The following is a 15868-nucleotide window of genomic DNA, read 5'->3' on the forward strand; positions in this document are numbered from 1 at the left end:
ATCGTCAGAGGCTGCAGGCCCCCGAAATGGAGAAGACTGACATGACCGACACATATGACTACGACCTGATCGTGATCGGGGCCGGGACCGGCGGCAACGGCGTCGCCCGGATGACGGCGGCGGCGGGGTGGAAAGTCGCCAGCATCGACAGCCTGCCCTACGGCGGCACCTGTGCGCTGCGGGGCTGTGATCCCAAGAAAATGCTGATTGCCGTCACCGAAGGCGTGGACTGGGCCCACACCATGGCCGGCAAGGGCCTGGAGGCGCGGCCCTCGGTCAACTGGCCCGAGATGATGGCGTTCAAGCGCACCTTCACCGACGCCATGCCGTCGCGCATCGAAGCGGGCTTCCGCAAGGCCGGAATCACCCCGCTGCATGGCGAAGCACGCTTCATCGGGCGCGATACGATCACGCTAAACGGCGAGACCCTGCGCGCGAAGCATTTCCACATCGCCACCGGCGCACGGCCGATGACGCTGAACATTCCCGGCGAGGACCTGCTGACGACCAGCACGGAATTTCTGGAGTTGTCCGAGCGCCCCGACAGGATCGTCTTTGTCGGCGGGGGGTTCATCGCCATGGAGTTCGCCCATATCGCCCAACGCGCCGGAGCCAGCGCCGTCACGGTTCTGGAAATGGCCGGGCGGCCGCTCGGGCCCTTCGACGCCGATCTGGTGGCGATGCTGGTGGAGGCCTCGACCGAACTGGGCATCGACGTGCAGACCGAGGCGAAAGTCCTCAAGGTCGAGAAGCAGGGCGACGAATTCGCCGTGTCCTATGAAACGCCGTCCGGCATCCAGGTGCTGACCTGCGATCTGGTGGTCCATGCGACCGGTCGCGTGCCCAATATCGACCATCTGAACCTGCCGGCTGCAGGGGTGGACGCCGGGAAGCGCGGAATCAAGGTCGACGCCGCCATGCGTACCACCAATCCCGCCATTTTCGCCGCCGGGGATTGTGCCGACAGCGGGCTGAACCTGACCCCGGTCTCGGCCTATGAAGGGCGGATCGCGGGCAAGAACCTTCTGGCCGGGAAGGACGCACGGCTCGTGTCCTATCCGCCGATACCCAGCGTGGTCTTCACCCTGCCGCCGGTCGCGACCGTGGGGCTGTCCGAGACGGCGGCGACGGAAAAGGGTCTGGAGTTCGATACGCATTTCGAGAAGACCTCCGGCTGGTATTCGTCGATGCGGGTCGGGGCGACCACGAGCGGATTCAAGGTGCTGGTGGAACAGAAAACCGGCTTGATCCTCGGCGCGCATCTGATCGGGCCGGGGGCCGAGGAACAGATCAATCTGTTCGCCATGGCCATGGGCGCGGGGCTCACCGCCAACCAGATCAAGGCCATGATTTTTGCCTACCCCAGCTTCGCCTCGGACATCGGATCGATGGTCTGAGGCCACTCACGCGCGCGTCGGCTGAACCCATGACACTACTGGCCCACCCAACAGAACGGACTGCACGATGAACAAGCCCGCAAAGGACCTCGACTGCTGTTCGGGTACCGCGAAAAAATCCGGCCATGCGAGTTTCGACGTCGCCGTCATCGGCGCGGGGTCGGCGGGATTCTCCGCCGCGATCACCGCAGCCGATCTGGGTGCCCGGGTGGCGCTGGTCGGCCATGGGACGATCGGCGGCACCTGCGTCAATGTCGGCTGCGTCCCGTCCAAGACATTGATCCGGGCCGCTGAAGCGGTTCATGCCGGCCAGGCTTCCCGTCGGTTTCCCGGCCTGGGGGGCAGCCTCAAGCTGGAAGACTGGGCTGCGCTCGCGGCCTCGAAGGATGAGCTGGTCGCGGGTCTGCGGCAGAAGAAATATGTCGACCTGCTGCCGGCCTATCCGGGCGTGACCTATGTCGAAGGCCGGGCGCGCTTTGTCGACGGCAGGTTGCTCGTCGATGATGCACCGATGCCGGTCGGCAAGATTATTCTGGCGATGGGCGCGCGCGCCGCCGTTCCCGAAATTCCGGGGCTGGATAGCGTCCCGTGGCTCACTAGCACTTCGGCGCTGGCGCTTGAACGTTTGCCCCGGTCGCTGCTGGTGATCGGCGGTGGGGTAGTCGGTGTTGAACTGGGACAGATGTTCGCCCGGCTTGGCGTGGCCGTCACGATCTGTTGCCGCAGCCGGCTGTTGCCCGACATGGACCCGGAGTTCAGCGTCGCCCTTAAGACCTATCTGGAGGCGGAGGGTATCAGGGTGTGCACCGGGGTCGGCTACCAGCGGATTGTGCACGCGAAGCACGGGATCGAACTCACCTGCGACCGTCCGCCCGGCAAGGGCGCGGCGCGCGACCGGGATGCGGCGGTCGAGGTCATCGCCGCAGAGCAGGTGCTGATCGCGACGGGCCGCCAGCCGAACAGTGACGGCATGGGACTGGAGTCACGGGGCGTCGCATTGTCCCGCCATGGCGGGATCGTCGTCGATGCCCATCTCGAGACCACGGCCCCAGGCGTCTACGCAGCCGGGGACGTCACCGGGCGTGACCAGTTCGTCTATATGGCGGCCTATGCCGCGAAGCTGGCCGCGCGCAACGCCGTCGGCGGCAATGACCATCGCTACGACAACAGCACCATGCCGGCGGTGGTATTCACCGACCCGCAGGTCGCGAGTGTCGGCCTTACTGAAACGGCGGCGAGGGCGCGCGGACTGGATATCAAGGTGTCCTTGCTCGCACTCAATCAGGTGCCCCGGGCACTGGCAGCGCGCGACACACGCGGGCTCATCAAACTGATCGCCGACAAGACGACGGACCGCCTTCTCGGCGGGCAGATCATGGCCCCCGAAGGCGCGGACGCAATTCAGACGATGGTGCTGGCGATCAAACACGGCATGACGGCCGCCGAGCTGGGGGCGACGATCTTCCCCTATCTGACCACGGTCGAAGGTCTGAAACTCGCCGCACAGACCTTCGACATGGATGTAGCAAAGCTCTCCTGCTGTGCGGGGTGAAGCGAGCAATTTGGGCCGCTGCCTCACCCCCGAGCATCAGGTGACGGTCGGGTAGTGCATCGCGGCGGAGAATGTTGTTGTCCGCAATAGAGCGGATTCCCGTGTTTGGCACTCGGAGAGGTCACAGGCATTCGATAGCCCGGAGCCTCGATTGGAATGTCGTCTTGTTGGCGGGCAGTTGGTGTCCGCTCTTGGCGCTAAACAGCCTCCCAACCGGGAAGGCCTTGAAGGATGCGGCCAGCATTTTTCACTGGGTTGATGTGCCCATAGTGGTCCTCAATCATCTGCACCGACGTGCCCATCTGCTTCGACAGGAAATAGACGTCGACACCCTCGGTCAGTCGGAAGGTCGCGTAGGTGTGGCGGAAGCAATAGGTGGATCGGGTCGAGCCTGAGGCGCTGAGAAGCAGGCCTGCTTCTCTAAGCAGCGCCTCGATTTGATCGGCATAGAGCGTGGCTGCGGGATCGCCCTTGCCATTGATGAAGACGGCGCCCTCGGGCGCCGTGACTTTTTTCGTCAGGTCGCGAACTCGCTCCAGGTAGTCGGCGACATTGCCGGCGGCGACCAGTTGGCGAGCCTTGTCCTTGCCGCGCACGTTGAGAACGACAAGGCGACGTCCGTCCGCATCCGTGCGGATCGCCACATCCCTCCAGCGGAGATTCTTCGCCTCAGCGGGCCGCATGCCCGTGTTGCACATTATTAGAATGAAGTTGTAGGCGAGCTGCCGATGCCAGCGGTACCGCTCGTTGCGGGCGCGCTTGATCCAGGCGCGCGCGAAGGTATGGAGCTTGCGGTACTCCTCCGGGGTGAACTCCTCCCGTCGGACCTTCGCCAAGGGTAGCTTGCCCTTGTAGACGTGGTTCTCGGGCACGAACCGCTTCGATGCCGCGTAGGCGAGCACGGAGCGGAAGATCGACATTTCGTAGCGGATGGTGGCGTCGGACACCGGGCGGCCGCCCCGGCCTTCACCGTTCTGGCGACGCCAGAGTGGATAGCCGAGGAAGTCATCATGGGAGACGTGGGCGATCTGCTTCGGTCCCACGTATCGGTCGAGTTGCGCTCGGATGATGGAGTCCACCACCTCCCACCGGTGGTGGGTGATTTCGCCTGCCTCTGACCGGGCTTTCTGATGCTCGGCATACATCTTGGCGATCTGAGCGAAGGTGCGATTGAACACCGGCACGTCGTGCTTGACCCGAAAGCGAAGGTCCGCGTCCGCGTCGAAGGCCGCTTCCTTGGCCGAAGTGACATCGGCGGTCCGGAGCGAGACCGTCTTGTAGCGATCCGAACCGGGCACCTTGATGCGGCAGTACCAATTGCGGTGCTGGACGTCGGCGCGGCGGAAGAGAATGAGGCCAGGTTTCAGCTCCTGGGGGTCGATCAAAAAGGCCATTGGCTCCGGGCTCCCTGTGCAGGGTCTGTGTCGCCTCAGGGCCTAAGTCCTTGACTCTCCATGGGCTGGATAGGCTCTGTGCGGGCCTAGAGCGTGGACAAATCTGAAGAGAAACAAACCCGTAACATCACCCCCTCTCCCCGTGAGGGAGAGGGCAACCCCTACCCCTTGCGCAACCCGCTGATGGTGCGGTTGGGAGCGATGTCCTCGCGTCGGTGATCAGGTGGATCAGGGCGGGCTGGGTCTTCGCCGCCGCGCGGGCCGCCGTCAGGGCCGAGGGGAAATCCTCGGTCCGTTCACAGCGCACCCCGAACGCGCCGAAGGCCTCGGCATATTTCACGAAGTCCGGGTTCTTCAGGTCGGTGGCGATGACCCGGCCCGGATAGTGGCCTTCCTGGTGCATGCGGATGGTGCCGTACGTCCCGTTATCCACCACCACGGTGATGATGTTCAGCCCGTGCTGGACCGCCGTGGCCAGCTCCTGGGCCAGCATCATGAAGTCGCCGTCGCCGGCGATGCAGATGACCTCGCGGTCCGGATGCACGGCCTTGGCCCCGATGGCGGCGGGAAAGCCGTAGCCCATGGCCCCCGAGGTGGGCGCCAGCTGGGTGCGGCACGCCTTGTGGCGATAGAAGCGGTGCAGCCAGGCGGCGAAATTGCCCGCCCCGTTGGTGACCACGGCGTCGGGCGGCACGGCGTCGTTGAGATGCGCCATGCATTCGCTCATGTTCACCGCGCCGGTGACCGGGACCGGGGTGGAGAACGCCTGATAGTCCCCGTGACCGATCGCGGCCTCGTCATGCCAGGTGCGGCCCGGATCGATCTCTGAAAGCGCCAGGGCGGCAAGGGAATTGTCCGCCGCCGCCGACAGCAGGGTCGGCCAGACCCGGCCCAGCTCCTCGGGGCCGGGGTGGATATGGATCAGCCGGTCGGCCAGACCCTCGCGCTCGAACAGGGTGTAGCCCTGGGTGGGGTTTTCGCCCAGCCGGGCGCCGACGGCGATGATCAGGTCCGCGCCTTTCGCCCGGGCGATCAGCTTCGGATTGCAGCCCAGACCCAGGTCGCCCACGTAGCAGGGGTGGTCGTTTTTCAGAATGTCCTTGCGCCGGAACGACAGACTGACCGGCAGGCCGATGCGCTCGCACCACCCTGCCACCGCGTCCGAGGCCTCCTGTGTCCAGCCGGACCCGCCCAGCACCAGCAGGGGGCGTTCGGCCTTCGCCAGCGTCTCGCGCACCTGCGCCACAAAGGCGGCGGGCAGGGCCGAGCGCGCGGGCGTTACGGCGCGGACCGGGGCCGGTCCGCCGTCGTCGTGCAGGATGTTCTCGGGCAGGGCCACGACCACCGGGCCCATGCGGCCCTGAAGGGCGGTGGCGAAGGCGCGCTCCACGATCTCGACCGTCCGGGCAGGCGTCTCGATCTCGGTGGCCCATTTGGCCAGGCCGCCGAACACCTCGCGGTAGTCCACCTCCTGAAAGGCGCCACGTCCCCGATCGGTCAGGGCGATCTGGCCCACGAACAGGATCATGGGCGTGGAGTCCTGATGCGCCGTGTGCACGCCGATCGAAGCATGGGTGGCGCCCGGCCCGCGGGTGACCATGCAGAGGCCCGGCTTGCCGGTCAGCTTGCCATAGGCCTCGGCCATGTTGGCGGCGCCCGCCTCGTGGCGGCAGGTGACGACCCGAATCTGGTCCTTCACGTCGGCCAGGGCGTCCAGAACGGCCAGATAGCTTTCGCCCGGCACGCAGAACACGGTGTCGATGCCGTTCACGACGAGGGTCTCGACGAGGCGGCGGGCGGCGGTGCCTTGCGGCTGGGAGCGGGTTTGCGTCATGGCCACGGTGACTAGCAGATCGCGTGCGGCGGCGCCTATTGCGCTTGCGGAACCCACGGCGAAGCTGGACATTCCGCTATCGAATTTTCGTGGAGATTTCCCATGCGCAAGATCGCCGTACTCGCCATCGCCGCCCTCACCCTGACCGTGTCCGCCTGCAACACCGTGCGCGGCGTGGGCCAGGATCTGGAGGCCGCAGGCCAGGGCGTGCAGTGCACCGTTCAGGGCAGCTGCTGATCGCTCAGTAGCCCACGCCGGTCAGATACAGGCCGCAGGACGGGGCCACGGGGCCGCAGGCGGCGCGGTCACGCGCGTCCAGCGCCGCGCGCACGTCCTCGAGGGTCCAGCGGCCGGCGCCCACCTCGGCCAAGGTGCCGGTCATGGAGCGCACCTGCCGGTGCAGGAACGACCGGGCCGCGAAGGTCAGGTGAACCTCCTCGCCGGTGCGGGTGACCCGGGCCACGTCCAGGGTCTTCTCCGGCGACTTCGACTGGCAGTTCACATCGCGGAAGGTGGTGAAGTCGTGGTGGCCCACGAAGACCTGCGCCGCGGCCTGCATGGCGTCCACGTCCAGCGGCTTCTTCACATGCCACACCCGGCCCTTGTCGAGGGCGGGCGGGGCCGGGCGGTTGAGGATGCGGTACAGATAGCGCCGCTCGCGCGCCGAGAACCGGGCGTGCCACTCCTCGCCCCGGTCATCCAGCCCGCCGATCTCGCAGGCCAGCACGGACACGGGCGCCGCGATCATGTGCGCGTTGAGCGCGTTCATCACGGTCCGGGCGGGCCAGTCCCTGTCCAGGTCCGCGTGCACCACCTGACCTGTGGCGTGGACGCCGGTGTCTGTCCGCCCCGCGGCCTGCAACCGGATGGCCTGGCCGCAGAAGGCCAGAATCGCCGCTTCCACCACCCCCTGCACCGTCGGCAGGTTGTCCTGGGCCTGATAGCCGTTGAAGACCGAGCCGTCGTACTCCAGCGTCAGACGATAGCGCGGCATCAGCCCAGCACCGTTCCTGACGCGATGGCGTAACCGCGCACAAACTCCTCGGTCGCCTGCGCCCCCTTGCCCTCGCGCTGGACCCGCGCCAGGCGCACCGCGCCGGTCCCGCAGGCGATCAGAAGACGGTCGTCCAGCGCGTGTCCGGCCGGGCCCGAGCCATCCTCTACGCGGGACATCAGCGCCTTGATGCGGGCGCCGTCCGGCCCCTCGAACCAGGCGCCGGGGAAGGGTGAGAGGCCGCGGATGTGACAGTCGACTTCGGCCGCCGGACGGGACCAGTCGATGCGCGCCTCAGCGGGGGTGATCTTTTTCGCATAGGTGGGCTCGCCCGTCTGTTCCACCGGAGTTGCGCCCCCGCGCTCGATGGCCGCCAGAGCGCGGGGCCACAGCCCGGCGCCAACGTGGGCCATGCGGTCCGACAGGGTGGCGGCGGTATCGTCGTCGCGAATGTCCATAACCTCGGACAGCAGGATCGGGCCCTCGTCCAGACCTTCGGACATGCGCATGATCTGAACGCCGGTCTGGCGGTCGCCGGCCATGATGGCGCGCTGGATGGGCGCCGCGCCCCGCCAGCGGGGCAGCAGGCTGCCGTGCAGGTTGAAACAGCCCAGACGCGGCGCCTCCAGCACCCCGGTCTTGAGGATCTGGCCGTAGGCCACCACCGCCGCCGCATCCAGATCCAGCGAGCGGAAGGTCTCGATGGCGTCGGGCGCCTTCATGCTGTCTGGCGTGAACACCGGCAGGCCCATGCTCTCGGCGAAGGCGTGGACCGGCGAGGAGGTCAGCTTCTGGCCTCGCCCCCGGGGCCGGGGCGGCTGTGAATAGACGGCCACGATCTCGTGTCCGGCGGCGATCAGCTCGGCCAGCGACGGCACGGCGAAGTCGGGGGTTCCCATGAAGGCGATGCGCATGGCGGGGCTTTGCCTCATGCGGACGTCCGCCACAAGGCGAGGGGCGGCGGCGCTCCACCCTGATCACCGCCGCGCCGGGACGATCCCGACGCGGCGGCGGATCCGGATCAGGCCGCGCGGCGCAGGGCCGGGGCCAGGTCGAAGCGGTCGGCGTTCATGACCTGCACCCAGGCCGCGATGAAGTCCTTGACGAACTTCGCCTTGGCGTCCGAGGCCGCATAGACCTCCGACAGGGCGCGCAGCTGCGAGTTGGAGCCGAACACCAGATCCGTACGGGTGGCGGTCCACTTCTCTTCGTGGGACTTGCGGCAGGTGCCGAGGAAGACCTCGTCGCCCCGGTCGTCCACTTCCTTCCAGGCCGTACCCATGTCGAGCAGGTTGACGAAGAAGTCGTTGGTCAGCTGACCGGGACGGTCGGTGAGCACGCCGTGCTTCGAGCCGCCATGGTTGGCCCCCAGCACCCGCAGGCCGCCCACCAGAACCGTCATCTGCGGGGCGCTGAGGCCCAGCAGCTGGGCCCGGTCGATCAGCACTTCCTCGGTCGGCACGGTGTAGCGCACGCCCAGATAGTTGCGGAAACCGTCGACCTTCGGCTCCAGAACGTCGAAGCCGTCGGCGTCGGTCTGTTCGGCGCTGGCGTCGGTGCGGCCGGGGGTGAAGGGAACCTCCACCTCGTGACCCGCGGCCTTCGCCGCCTGCTCGATGCCGACGGAGCCGCCCAGGACGATCAGGTCGGCGATGGAGACCTTGCGGCCGCCCGCGGCCGAGGCGTCGAAGTCGGCCTTGATGCCTTCATAGACCTGCAGAACCTTCGCCAGCTGCTCCGGCTGATTGACCTTCCAGCTGCGCTGCGGCTCCAGACGAATGCGGCCGCCGTTGGCGCCGCCCCGGTGGTCCGATCCGCGATAGGTCGAGGCCGATGCCCAGGCGGTGGTGACCAGCTCGGACACGCTCAGGCCCGAGTCCGCGATCTTGCCCTTCAGCGTCCTGATGTCGTTGGCGTCCACCACCGGGTGGTCCAGCGGCGGGATGGGGTCCTGCCAGATCAGGTCCTCGGCCGGGACTTCCGGGCCCAGGTAGCGGGCCTTGGGGCCCATGTCGCGGTGGCACAGCTTGAACCAGGCGCGGGCGAAGGCGTCGGCGAACTGGTCCGGATTGGCGCGGAAGCGCTCGGAGATCTTGCGATACTCCGGGTCCATCTTCATGGCCATGTCGGCCGTGGTCATCATGGTCGGGACGCGCTTGCCAGGGGTGTGCGCGGCCGGGGCCAGCGTGTCCTCGGGATTGCCGACCGGCTGCCACTGCTGCGCGCCCGCCGGGCTGCGGACCAGTTCGTACTCGTGGTCCAGCAGCATCTCGAAATAGGTCATGTCCCACTGGATCGGCGTGGGGGTCCAGGCGCCTTCGAGGCCCGAGGTGATGGTGTGGTCGCCCATGCCGCTCTCGTGGCCGGACTGCCAGCCCAGGCCCTGCTGGGCGATATCGGCGCCCTCGGGCTCGGCCCCGATCTTGGAGGCGTCGCCGGCCCCGTGGCACTTGCCGAAGGTGTGGCCGCCGGCGGTGAGGGCGACGGTCTCCTCGTCATTCATGCCCATGCGGGCGAAGGTCTCGCGAATGTCGCGGCCGGACTGGAGCGGGTCGGGATTGCCGCCCGGGCCTTCCGGATTGACGTAGATCAGACCCATCTGGATGGCGGCCAGCGGGTTCTCAAGCACCATTTCCTTGTCGGGCTGGATGCGGGTCGGGGCGCCTTCCGAGCCGACCCACTCCTCCTCGGTGCCCCAGTAGATGTCCTTCTCGGGCTCCCAGATGTCAGCGCGGCCGCCGCCGAAGCCGAATACGGGCCCGCCCATGGATTCAATGGCCACATTGCCGGCCATGATCATCAGATCCGCCCAGGACAGCTGGGCGCCGTACTTCTGCTTGATGGGCCACAACAGGCGCCGGGCCTTGTCCAGATTGGCGTTGTCCGGCCAGCTGTTCAGGGGTGCGAAGCGCTGCGAGCCCGAGCTCGAGCCGCCGCGGCCGTCGCCGGTGCGGTAGGTGCCGGCCGAATGCCAGGCCATGCGGATGAAGAAGGGGCCGTAGTGGCCGTAGTCCGCCGGCCACCAGGGCTGGCTGTCGGTCATCAGGGCGTGCAGGTCACGTTTGACCGCATCATAGTCCAGGGCCTTGAAAGCCTCGGCGTAGTCGAAGTCGTCGCCCATGGGATCGCCGTTGATCCCCTGCTGATGCAGAATCTCCAGCGAAAGCTGGTTGGGCCACCAATCACGGTTGGTGCGTCCCAGCAGGGAGCGCATGGCCCCTTGCTTCTTCATCGGGCAACCGCCGTCCTGTTCACCGTCCATGATTTTCCTCCGTTTATCGCTGGTCAGGCCGCAACCCTAGGCCAGGCGAGCGCAAAAGGAAAATCGATAAACTTTTTCTCCAGTGATCAAAAAATCTATGGGGAGGCGCAGACGAGGCCGGCGCGGGAACGGGACCGGGAAAAGAAGAATGGCGCGCCACGCCGGGCGATGATGATAACTACGTCTACGCTATAGCCCTCTAAAGCCCCTCTTTCGAGGAAAGCTGATCGGCGGCGGTCTTACGACTGGAGGGTGGCGTCTGGCATAAATTTAGGTGACCTGGATATGTGCTTACAAACATCCAGGGACGATGCGTCGGGCTACATCTGCTTCGGCAGAAAATCGGTCGAGGTAGTCGAGGGCCGCGTTGCGCCTTGCACCGATGTGGTGCAAGGTGGTGCAAAGGCAAATCACTTTAGAGCCGCTATGCAAAACGCACCACATGTCCACGATGACAAGTCGGCCCATCGCCTGTCAGTCAGCCTGACAGCGGAGCAGCATAGGGAGCTAAACGAGATAGCCCGCAAGAATCGAGTATCAGTAGCATGGGTCGTCCGCGAAGCGGTTGACCGTCTCCTCAAGGAAGACATGCCTCTGCTTCATATGGGGAAAGAATGACTTCCGCTCGCACCACCAAACCCCGCGCTCCTAAGTCAAAGGTTGCCGCCTCTACAGTGTCACCGCGCGGTCGCTTTGCTGACCTAGACAAAGACAAGTTGCGAGGTGGCTACTACACGTCTGCACAGGTCGCAGCGTGGCTTTGTGAATGGGCGATCCAGTCTGCTGATGACACCGTACTGGAGCCGAGCTGTGGTGATGGCGCTTTCTTGGAAGCAGCCGCCCAGAGACTTTTGTCGTTGGGCGTGACACCTGCGAAGATTCCACATCACCTCACCGGTGTTGAGATCGTCACCGCAGAAGCGCGCGCGGCGACGGAACGCCTGCGCCCCGATCTCGGAAAAGCCGCGGACAAAATCGTTTGCAACTCGGATTTCTTCGGTTGGTGGCAGGGAACCGATCAACCCGCTTTCGACGTGATCGTGGGCAATCCTCCCTTTATTCGTTATCAGTCTTTCCCCGAACCGCACCGCGCCCGCGCCATGGCGATCATGGGCGATCAGGGGCTGAAACCGAACCGTCTGACCAACATCTGGGTGCCGTTCGTCGTTGCGGCGACGGCCAGCCTAAAACCGGGTGGCCGCTTGGCGCTCGTCCTGCCGGCGGAAATTCTACAAGTCACCTATGCTGCTCAACTCCGGTCGTACCTGACAGATCATTTCGAGCGTATCGACGTTATCGCCTGCAACGAGCTGTTCTTTGAGAACGCTGAACAGGAGGTTGTGCTGCTGCTGGCAGATGGCGCACTGGCCGCCGCAACCGAAGACAACACCTGCCGGGTCGCGCTGACGGCGGCGGAGACGGTGGCCGACATCACCGACATCCGGCCCGCCCTGCTGCTCGATCGGGCCGAACCGAAGATCATTTGCCATGACAGTGAGAAGTGGCTGAAATACTTCCTAGACAACCGGCAGATTTCTTTCATGCGTGAGCTACGCGATGCAGAAATCACCTCCTCCATGTCCACACACGCAAGTATCGACGTGGGCGTGGTCACGGGTAAGAATGAGTTTTTCGTACTTTCAACTGATCAGGTCAAAGACTTCGGCCTTGAAGGCTACACGACACCTTTAGTGTCGCGTTCCGTGCAGCTCAAAGGAAGCCAGCTCGGCAAGGCCGATTGGATATCCCTTGCCGCCGATGGAAACCGCGTGCATCTGCTCAATATCAGCGCGGCACAGGCCAGCGAATTGAGTGCTAAGTTACGGCAATACATTGAGGATGGCGAACGGAAGGAGTTCCACAAGGGATACAAATGCTCAATCCGCAAACCGTGGTATCTGGTACCTTCTGTTTGGGTGCCGGATGGCTTTGCCTTCCGGCAAATTTATGACTTTCCGCGCATGGTGTTGAATGCTTCAGGGGCGACCTCCACCGACACAATCCACCGGATGCGCAGCCATGGTGCGAAGCCGGAGCGGGTGATCGCCAATACCTATACATGGCTTACAGCCGCTTCGGCCGAGATCGAGGGGCGTAGCTATGGCGGCGGCGTATTAGAGCTGGAGCGACCGAAGCCGAGCGGCTATTGATGCCGGCGAAGCTCAACGGCGCCATGCCACTTAAAGACGTCGATCAACTTGTCCGCGCCGGACGTTTGGACGCGGTGCTTGAGGAAAACGCGAAAATTATCTTACGCGAGCATATGGGCCTGAGCGCCGCAGACTGCGACCTTCTGAAAAGCGTTTGGACACAGATGAGGGACCGTCGCAATTCGCGCCGGCGCGGTACGCGGAAACAGGCGATATGACCGGTCCAGACCTGAAGGCAGCCGCGCGCGCTCGGGTCGGCGAGCTGGTTCAGAGCTTCAGGCGCAACGAAGCAGACTATCTGCGCGCCGTCTATAACGAGACGCAGGCCCGCACCGACTTCATCACGCCATTACTCGCGGCGTTCGGATGGGACGTGCACAATGCGGCTGGCCAGCCTCTTGGCCTGCGGGAAGTCATTGAAGAGGCCACGGTTGAGGTTGGCGAAGAGCGGCTCTCCAAGAAGCCGGACTATGAACTGCGCCTTGCCCGCCAACGCAAGCTGTTCGTCGAAGCCAAAAAGCCGAGCATCCATATCGACCGCAACCGGGACGCGGCGTTTCAGACGCGGCGTTACGGATATTCCGCCAGCCTGCCGATCGCGGTGCTGACCAACTTCCATCAACTTGCGGTCTATGACTGTAAGCCCAAGCCCGACCTGACCGACGAAGCGAATGTCGCGCGCATTCTGCTGGTGCGCTACGACGAGCTCGAGGCTCGCTTTGACGAGCTGTGGCCGCTGCTCTCCCGCGCGGCGGTCTATTCGGGTGATTTCGACCGGCGTTTCTCCGTCGATGTGACGCGCCATGGGGCGGAACAGTTCGACGATTTCTTCCTCCGCCAGGTGCGTTCGTGGCGCGAGCGGCTGGCGCAGGACATTCACTGCAACACGCCCGGCCTCTCGCCGGAAGAACTTACCTATGCGGTGCAGCTTTTTCTTTTGCGGATCGTATTCCTGCGCATCTGTGAAGACCGCGACATTGAACGCTATGAAACCCTGCGCGACCTCGCTGCCGGCGACGGCAGTTTCAATGCCTTACTGGCGGAGCTGCGGCGAGCGGATGCCTTCTACGATTCCGGCCTGTTCCGGCTTCTCGATGACGCCCGGCTGGGCGTCCGCGTAAGCGATGATGTGCTGAGCGGGATCATCAACGAGCTATATTATCCGCAGAGTCCATATACCTTCGCCGTGGTCGAAACCGAAGTGCTTGGTGAAATTTACGAGCAGTTCCTGGGCGAGATCATCACGATCGACGCTGCCGGCGCGGTCGAGATCTCCAGCAAGCCGGAAGTCCGGGAAAGCGGTGGCGTGGTGCCGACGCCCCGCTACATCGTTGACGCCATCGTTCAGCGCACGCTTGGCCCGCGCCTCGCCGGCAAGGCCCCGACCGATCTGGCGGTGTTCACGGTTGCCGACATTTGCTGCGGCTCCGGCATCTTCCTGCTCTCGGTGTTCGAGTTCCTGACCGACCATTATCTGGCTTGGTATCAGGCCAACGACCGCGCGGCGCATGTCGGTCGGACGATCTACGAAGCCGGGGCAGGACTGTGGCGGCTCACCTTCGAGGAAAAGCGCCGCATTCTGCTTGCCCATGTCCGAGGCGTGGACATTGATGCCAATGCCGTAGAGGTGGCCCGCTTCAGCCTTCTCCTGAAGCTGATCGAGGACGAAGGCGCGGCCGGTCTCCGCGATTACGTTGGGCGCACTGGCACGCCGGCCCTTCCGGAGCTGGACGGAACGCTGCGGGCGGGCAACAGCCTCGTCAGTCAAGCGGAATGGACGGCCGCGCGGGGTGCGCTGCCGGCCCAGTTGCTGGAGAAGGTCAACCCATTCTCGTGGGCCGACGAGTTCCCCGCCGAAACGGCGCGGGGCGGGTTTGACGTGATCGTGGGGAACCCGCCCTATATCCGCATCCAGAACATGCAGGCGTATTCCCCGGAAGAAGCCGCTTTCTATCAAAACGCCGCCTCGCCCTACACGACAGCGCGGCAGGACAATTTCGACAAGTATGCGCTGTTTATCGAGCGGTCCTTGTCTCTTGTCCGACCGGACGGGCGGCTTGGCGTCATCATCCCGCACAAATTCATGACGATTCAGGCAGGGCGTGCGCTCCGCCATCTAGTGACGGCCAACCATATCCTTGAAGAGATCGTGCATTTCGGCGTGCAGCAGGTCTTCGGGCGGCAGGCGGCGAATTACACCTGCCTGCTGATCCTCGACCGGCAGGGCAAGGCCGATGTGATGGTGGAGCGCGTCGAGGCTCTGGAGCCGTGGCGCTACGGGACGCCGGGCCCCCGGAATGTGCTGCCGGCGGCCGAACTGACGGATGATCCTTGGCAGTTCGCGGACGACGACACGCGCGCGCTGTTCGCGCGTGTGCGGGCGGCCTGCGGCCGCGAGCTGGGGAACGCGGCGGAAATCTTCGTCGGCGTCCAGACCAGCGCCGATCCGATCTATATTTTCCGCGCGGCGGCCGAGACGGCCGACACGGTAACGCTACGATGGGACGGCAGGGACTGGCCGATCGAGCGCGGCATTCTCCGGCCCTGCCTGCATGATGCCAAGCTCTATCCCTTTACACGGGCCGAAGCGAACGCATGGATGATCTTCCCTTATGAGATCGTCCATGCTGCCCGCACCACGGCCCGGCTGATCCAACCGGCAGACATGGCGCGGCGCTTCCCCGTGTGCTTCGCGTATCTGACGGCGCGGAAGGCCGAACTGGAGCGCCGCAATGTCGTCGGCGGCACCGCCGCCGATCGGCAATTCTACCAATTTGGCCGCTCCCAAAGCCTGACGAAGTTCGACAGCCCGAAGATCATCCTTCCCATTCTCTCGCTCGAAGCCCGCTATGCTTACGACGAAAGCAACATCATGATGACTGGCGGCGGGAACGGCCCGTATTACATGATCCGCCCGCAGGACGGCGCACCGGAAAGCAATTTCTTCCTGCTGGCGGTGCTGCATCATCCCCTGAGCGAAGCGATGGTCAGGACGCACACAAGCCCCTTCCGGGGCGGTTACTATTCTCACGGCAAGCAGTTCATCGAGCATCTGCCGATTCCGCCGGCGACGCTGGTGCAGCGCACCGAGATTGAAACGCTGGTTCGTCAGCTGATCGACGCCAACGATGCCATACTGGCGGCACGCACACCGCGCCAGAAAACGCTCCATGAGCGCAACGCGGTCGCGCTGCGCGAACGTATTGAAGCCCGTGTCAGCGCGTTGTTTTTACTGTCGGCGACAGATATGGCTCTGGCCAAGGCAGTGCCTGTACCTTCATGATT

Annotated in this window: 11 protein-coding genes; 6 read left to right on the top strand and 5 right to left on the bottom strand. The window is 64.8% G+C overall.

Annotation, left to right across the window (positions count from 1 at the left end; all coding sequences use genetic code 11):
- Positions 1–41: 41 nt before the first annotated feature.
- Positions 42–1397 (top strand): dihydrolipoyl dehydrogenase family protein, encoded by a 1356-nt coding sequence (locus MBEBAB_RS01970; RefSeq protein WP_021696245.1) that lies wholly within the window; start codon positions 42–44, stop codon positions 1395–1397.
- A 67-nt stretch (positions 1398–1464) separates the two neighbouring features.
- Entirely contained in the window at positions 1465–2949 is a 1485-nt protein-coding gene (gene merA, locus MBEBAB_RS01975; protein WP_021696246.1) for a mercury(II) reductase, read from the top strand.
- Positions 2950–3146: 197 nt separating this feature from the next.
- Here merA and MBEBAB_RS16755 read toward each other — a convergent pair whose 3' ends face one another.
- Entirely contained in the window at positions 3147–4343 is a 1197-nt protein-coding gene (locus MBEBAB_RS16755; protein WP_045318690.1) for a tyrosine-type recombinase/integrase, read from the bottom strand.
- 127 nt (positions 4344–4470) lie between these two features.
- On the bottom strand, positions 4471–6249 hold the full coding sequence (locus MBEBAB_RS01985) for a thiamine pyrophosphate-binding protein (RefSeq protein WP_021696248.1): 1779 nt from the start codon (positions 6247–6249) through the stop codon (positions 4471–4473).
- 30 nt (positions 6250–6279) lie between these two features.
- Here MBEBAB_RS01985 and MBEBAB_RS01990 point away from each other — a divergent pair, with 30 nt between their 5' ends.
- Complete coding sequence (locus MBEBAB_RS01990; RefSeq protein WP_021696249.1) at positions 6280–6414, top strand: entericidin A/B family lipoprotein; 135 nt, start codon at positions 6280–6282, stop codon at positions 6412–6414.
- 4 nt (positions 6415–6418) lie between these two features.
- Here the strand turns inward: MBEBAB_RS01990 and truA are convergent, their stop codons facing one another.
- From truA to katG, 3 genes are all read right to left on the bottom strand, one after another.
- Entirely contained in the window at positions 6419–7171 is a 753-nt protein-coding gene (gene truA / locus MBEBAB_RS01995) for a tRNA pseudouridine(38-40) synthase TruA (RefSeq protein ID WP_021696250.1), read from the bottom strand.
- Positions 7171–8085, bottom strand: a complete 915-nt coding sequence (fmt, locus tag MBEBAB_RS02000; RefSeq protein WP_021696251.1) for a methionyl-tRNA formyltransferase — start codon at positions 8083–8085, stop codon at positions 7171–7173. Before fmt ends, truA begins: the two co-directional genes overlap by 1 nt.
- 107 nt (positions 8086–8192) lie before the next feature.
- The gene (gene katG / locus MBEBAB_RS02005; protein ID WP_021696252.1) at positions 8193–10433 is read right to left on the bottom strand and encodes a catalase/peroxidase HPI; all 2241 of its coding nucleotides are present in this window, start codon (positions 10431–10433) and stop codon (positions 8193–8195) included.
- A gap of 426 nt (positions 10434–10859) precedes the next feature.
- On the opposite strand from katG, the gene MBEBAB_RS18515 reads away from it, so the two are divergent.
- The 3 genes from MBEBAB_RS18515 (at position 10860) to MBEBAB_RS02015 (ending at position 15866) form a co-directional block, all read left to right on the top strand.
- Positions 10860–11051, top strand: a complete 192-nt coding sequence (locus MBEBAB_RS18515) for a ribbon-helix-helix domain-containing protein (RefSeq protein WP_081703374.1) — start codon at positions 10860–10862, stop codon at positions 11049–11051.
- The gene (locus MBEBAB_RS02010; RefSeq protein ID WP_200865089.1) at positions 11048–12583 is read left to right on the top strand and encodes an Eco57I restriction-modification methylase domain-containing protein; all 1536 of its coding nucleotides are present in this window, start codon (positions 11048–11050) and stop codon (positions 12581–12583) included. Before MBEBAB_RS18515 ends, MBEBAB_RS02010 begins: the two co-directional genes overlap by 4 nt.
- 214 nt (positions 12584–12797) lie before the next feature.
- Positions 12798–15866 (top strand): Eco57I restriction-modification methylase domain-containing protein, encoded by a 3069-nt coding sequence (locus MBEBAB_RS02015; protein WP_021696255.1) that lies wholly within the window; start codon positions 12798–12800, stop codon positions 15864–15866.
- Positions 15867–15868: the final 2 nt, after the last annotated feature.

It is taken from the genome of Brevundimonas abyssalis TAR-001, from assembly GCF_000466985.1.
Classification (GTDB): domain Bacteria; phylum Pseudomonadota; class Alphaproteobacteria; order Caulobacterales; family Caulobacteraceae; genus Brevundimonas; species Brevundimonas abyssalis.

Bases quoted from the DNA above. Each gene is read 5' to 3' on its own strand.
- fmt (WP_021696251.1), bottom strand. From the start codon at position 8,085: ATGCGCATCGCCTTCATGGGAACCCCCGACTTCGCCGTGCCGTCGCTG.
- MBEBAB_RS02010 (WP_200865089.1), top strand. From the start codon at position 11,048: ATGACTTCCGCTCGCACCACCAAACCCCGCGCTCCTAAGTCAAAGGTT.
- katG (WP_021696252.1), bottom strand. From the start codon at position 10,433: ATGGACGGTGAACAGGACGGCGGTTGCCCGATGAAGAAGCAAGGGGCC.
- MBEBAB_RS01970 (WP_021696245.1), top strand. From the start codon at position 42: ATGACCGACACATATGACTACGACCTGATCGTGATCGGGGCCGGGACC.
- truA (WP_021696250.1), bottom strand. From the start codon at position 7,171: ATGCCGCGCTATCGTCTGACGCTGGAGTACGACGGCTCGGTCTTCAAC.
- merA (WP_021696246.1), top strand. From the start codon at position 1,465: ATGAACAAGCCCGCAAAGGACCTCGACTGCTGTTCGGGTACCGCGAAA.
- MBEBAB_RS16755 (WP_045318690.1), bottom strand. From the start codon at position 4,343: ATGGCCTTTTTGATCGACCCCCAGGAGCTGAAACCTGGCCTCATTCTC.
- MBEBAB_RS02015 (WP_021696255.1), top strand. From the start codon at position 12,798: ATGACCGGTCCAGACCTGAAGGCAGCCGCGCGCGCTCGGGTCGGCGAG.
- MBEBAB_RS18515 (WP_081703374.1), top strand. From the start codon at position 10,860: ATGCAAAACGCACCACATGTCCACGATGACAAGTCGGCCCATCGCCTG.
- MBEBAB_RS01990 (WP_021696249.1), top strand. From the start codon at position 6,280: ATGCGCAAGATCGCCGTACTCGCCATCGCCGCCCTCACCCTGACCGTG.
- MBEBAB_RS01985 (WP_021696248.1), bottom strand. From the start codon at position 6,249: ATGTCCAGCTTCGCCGTGGGTTCCGCAAGCGCAATAGGCGCCGCCGCA.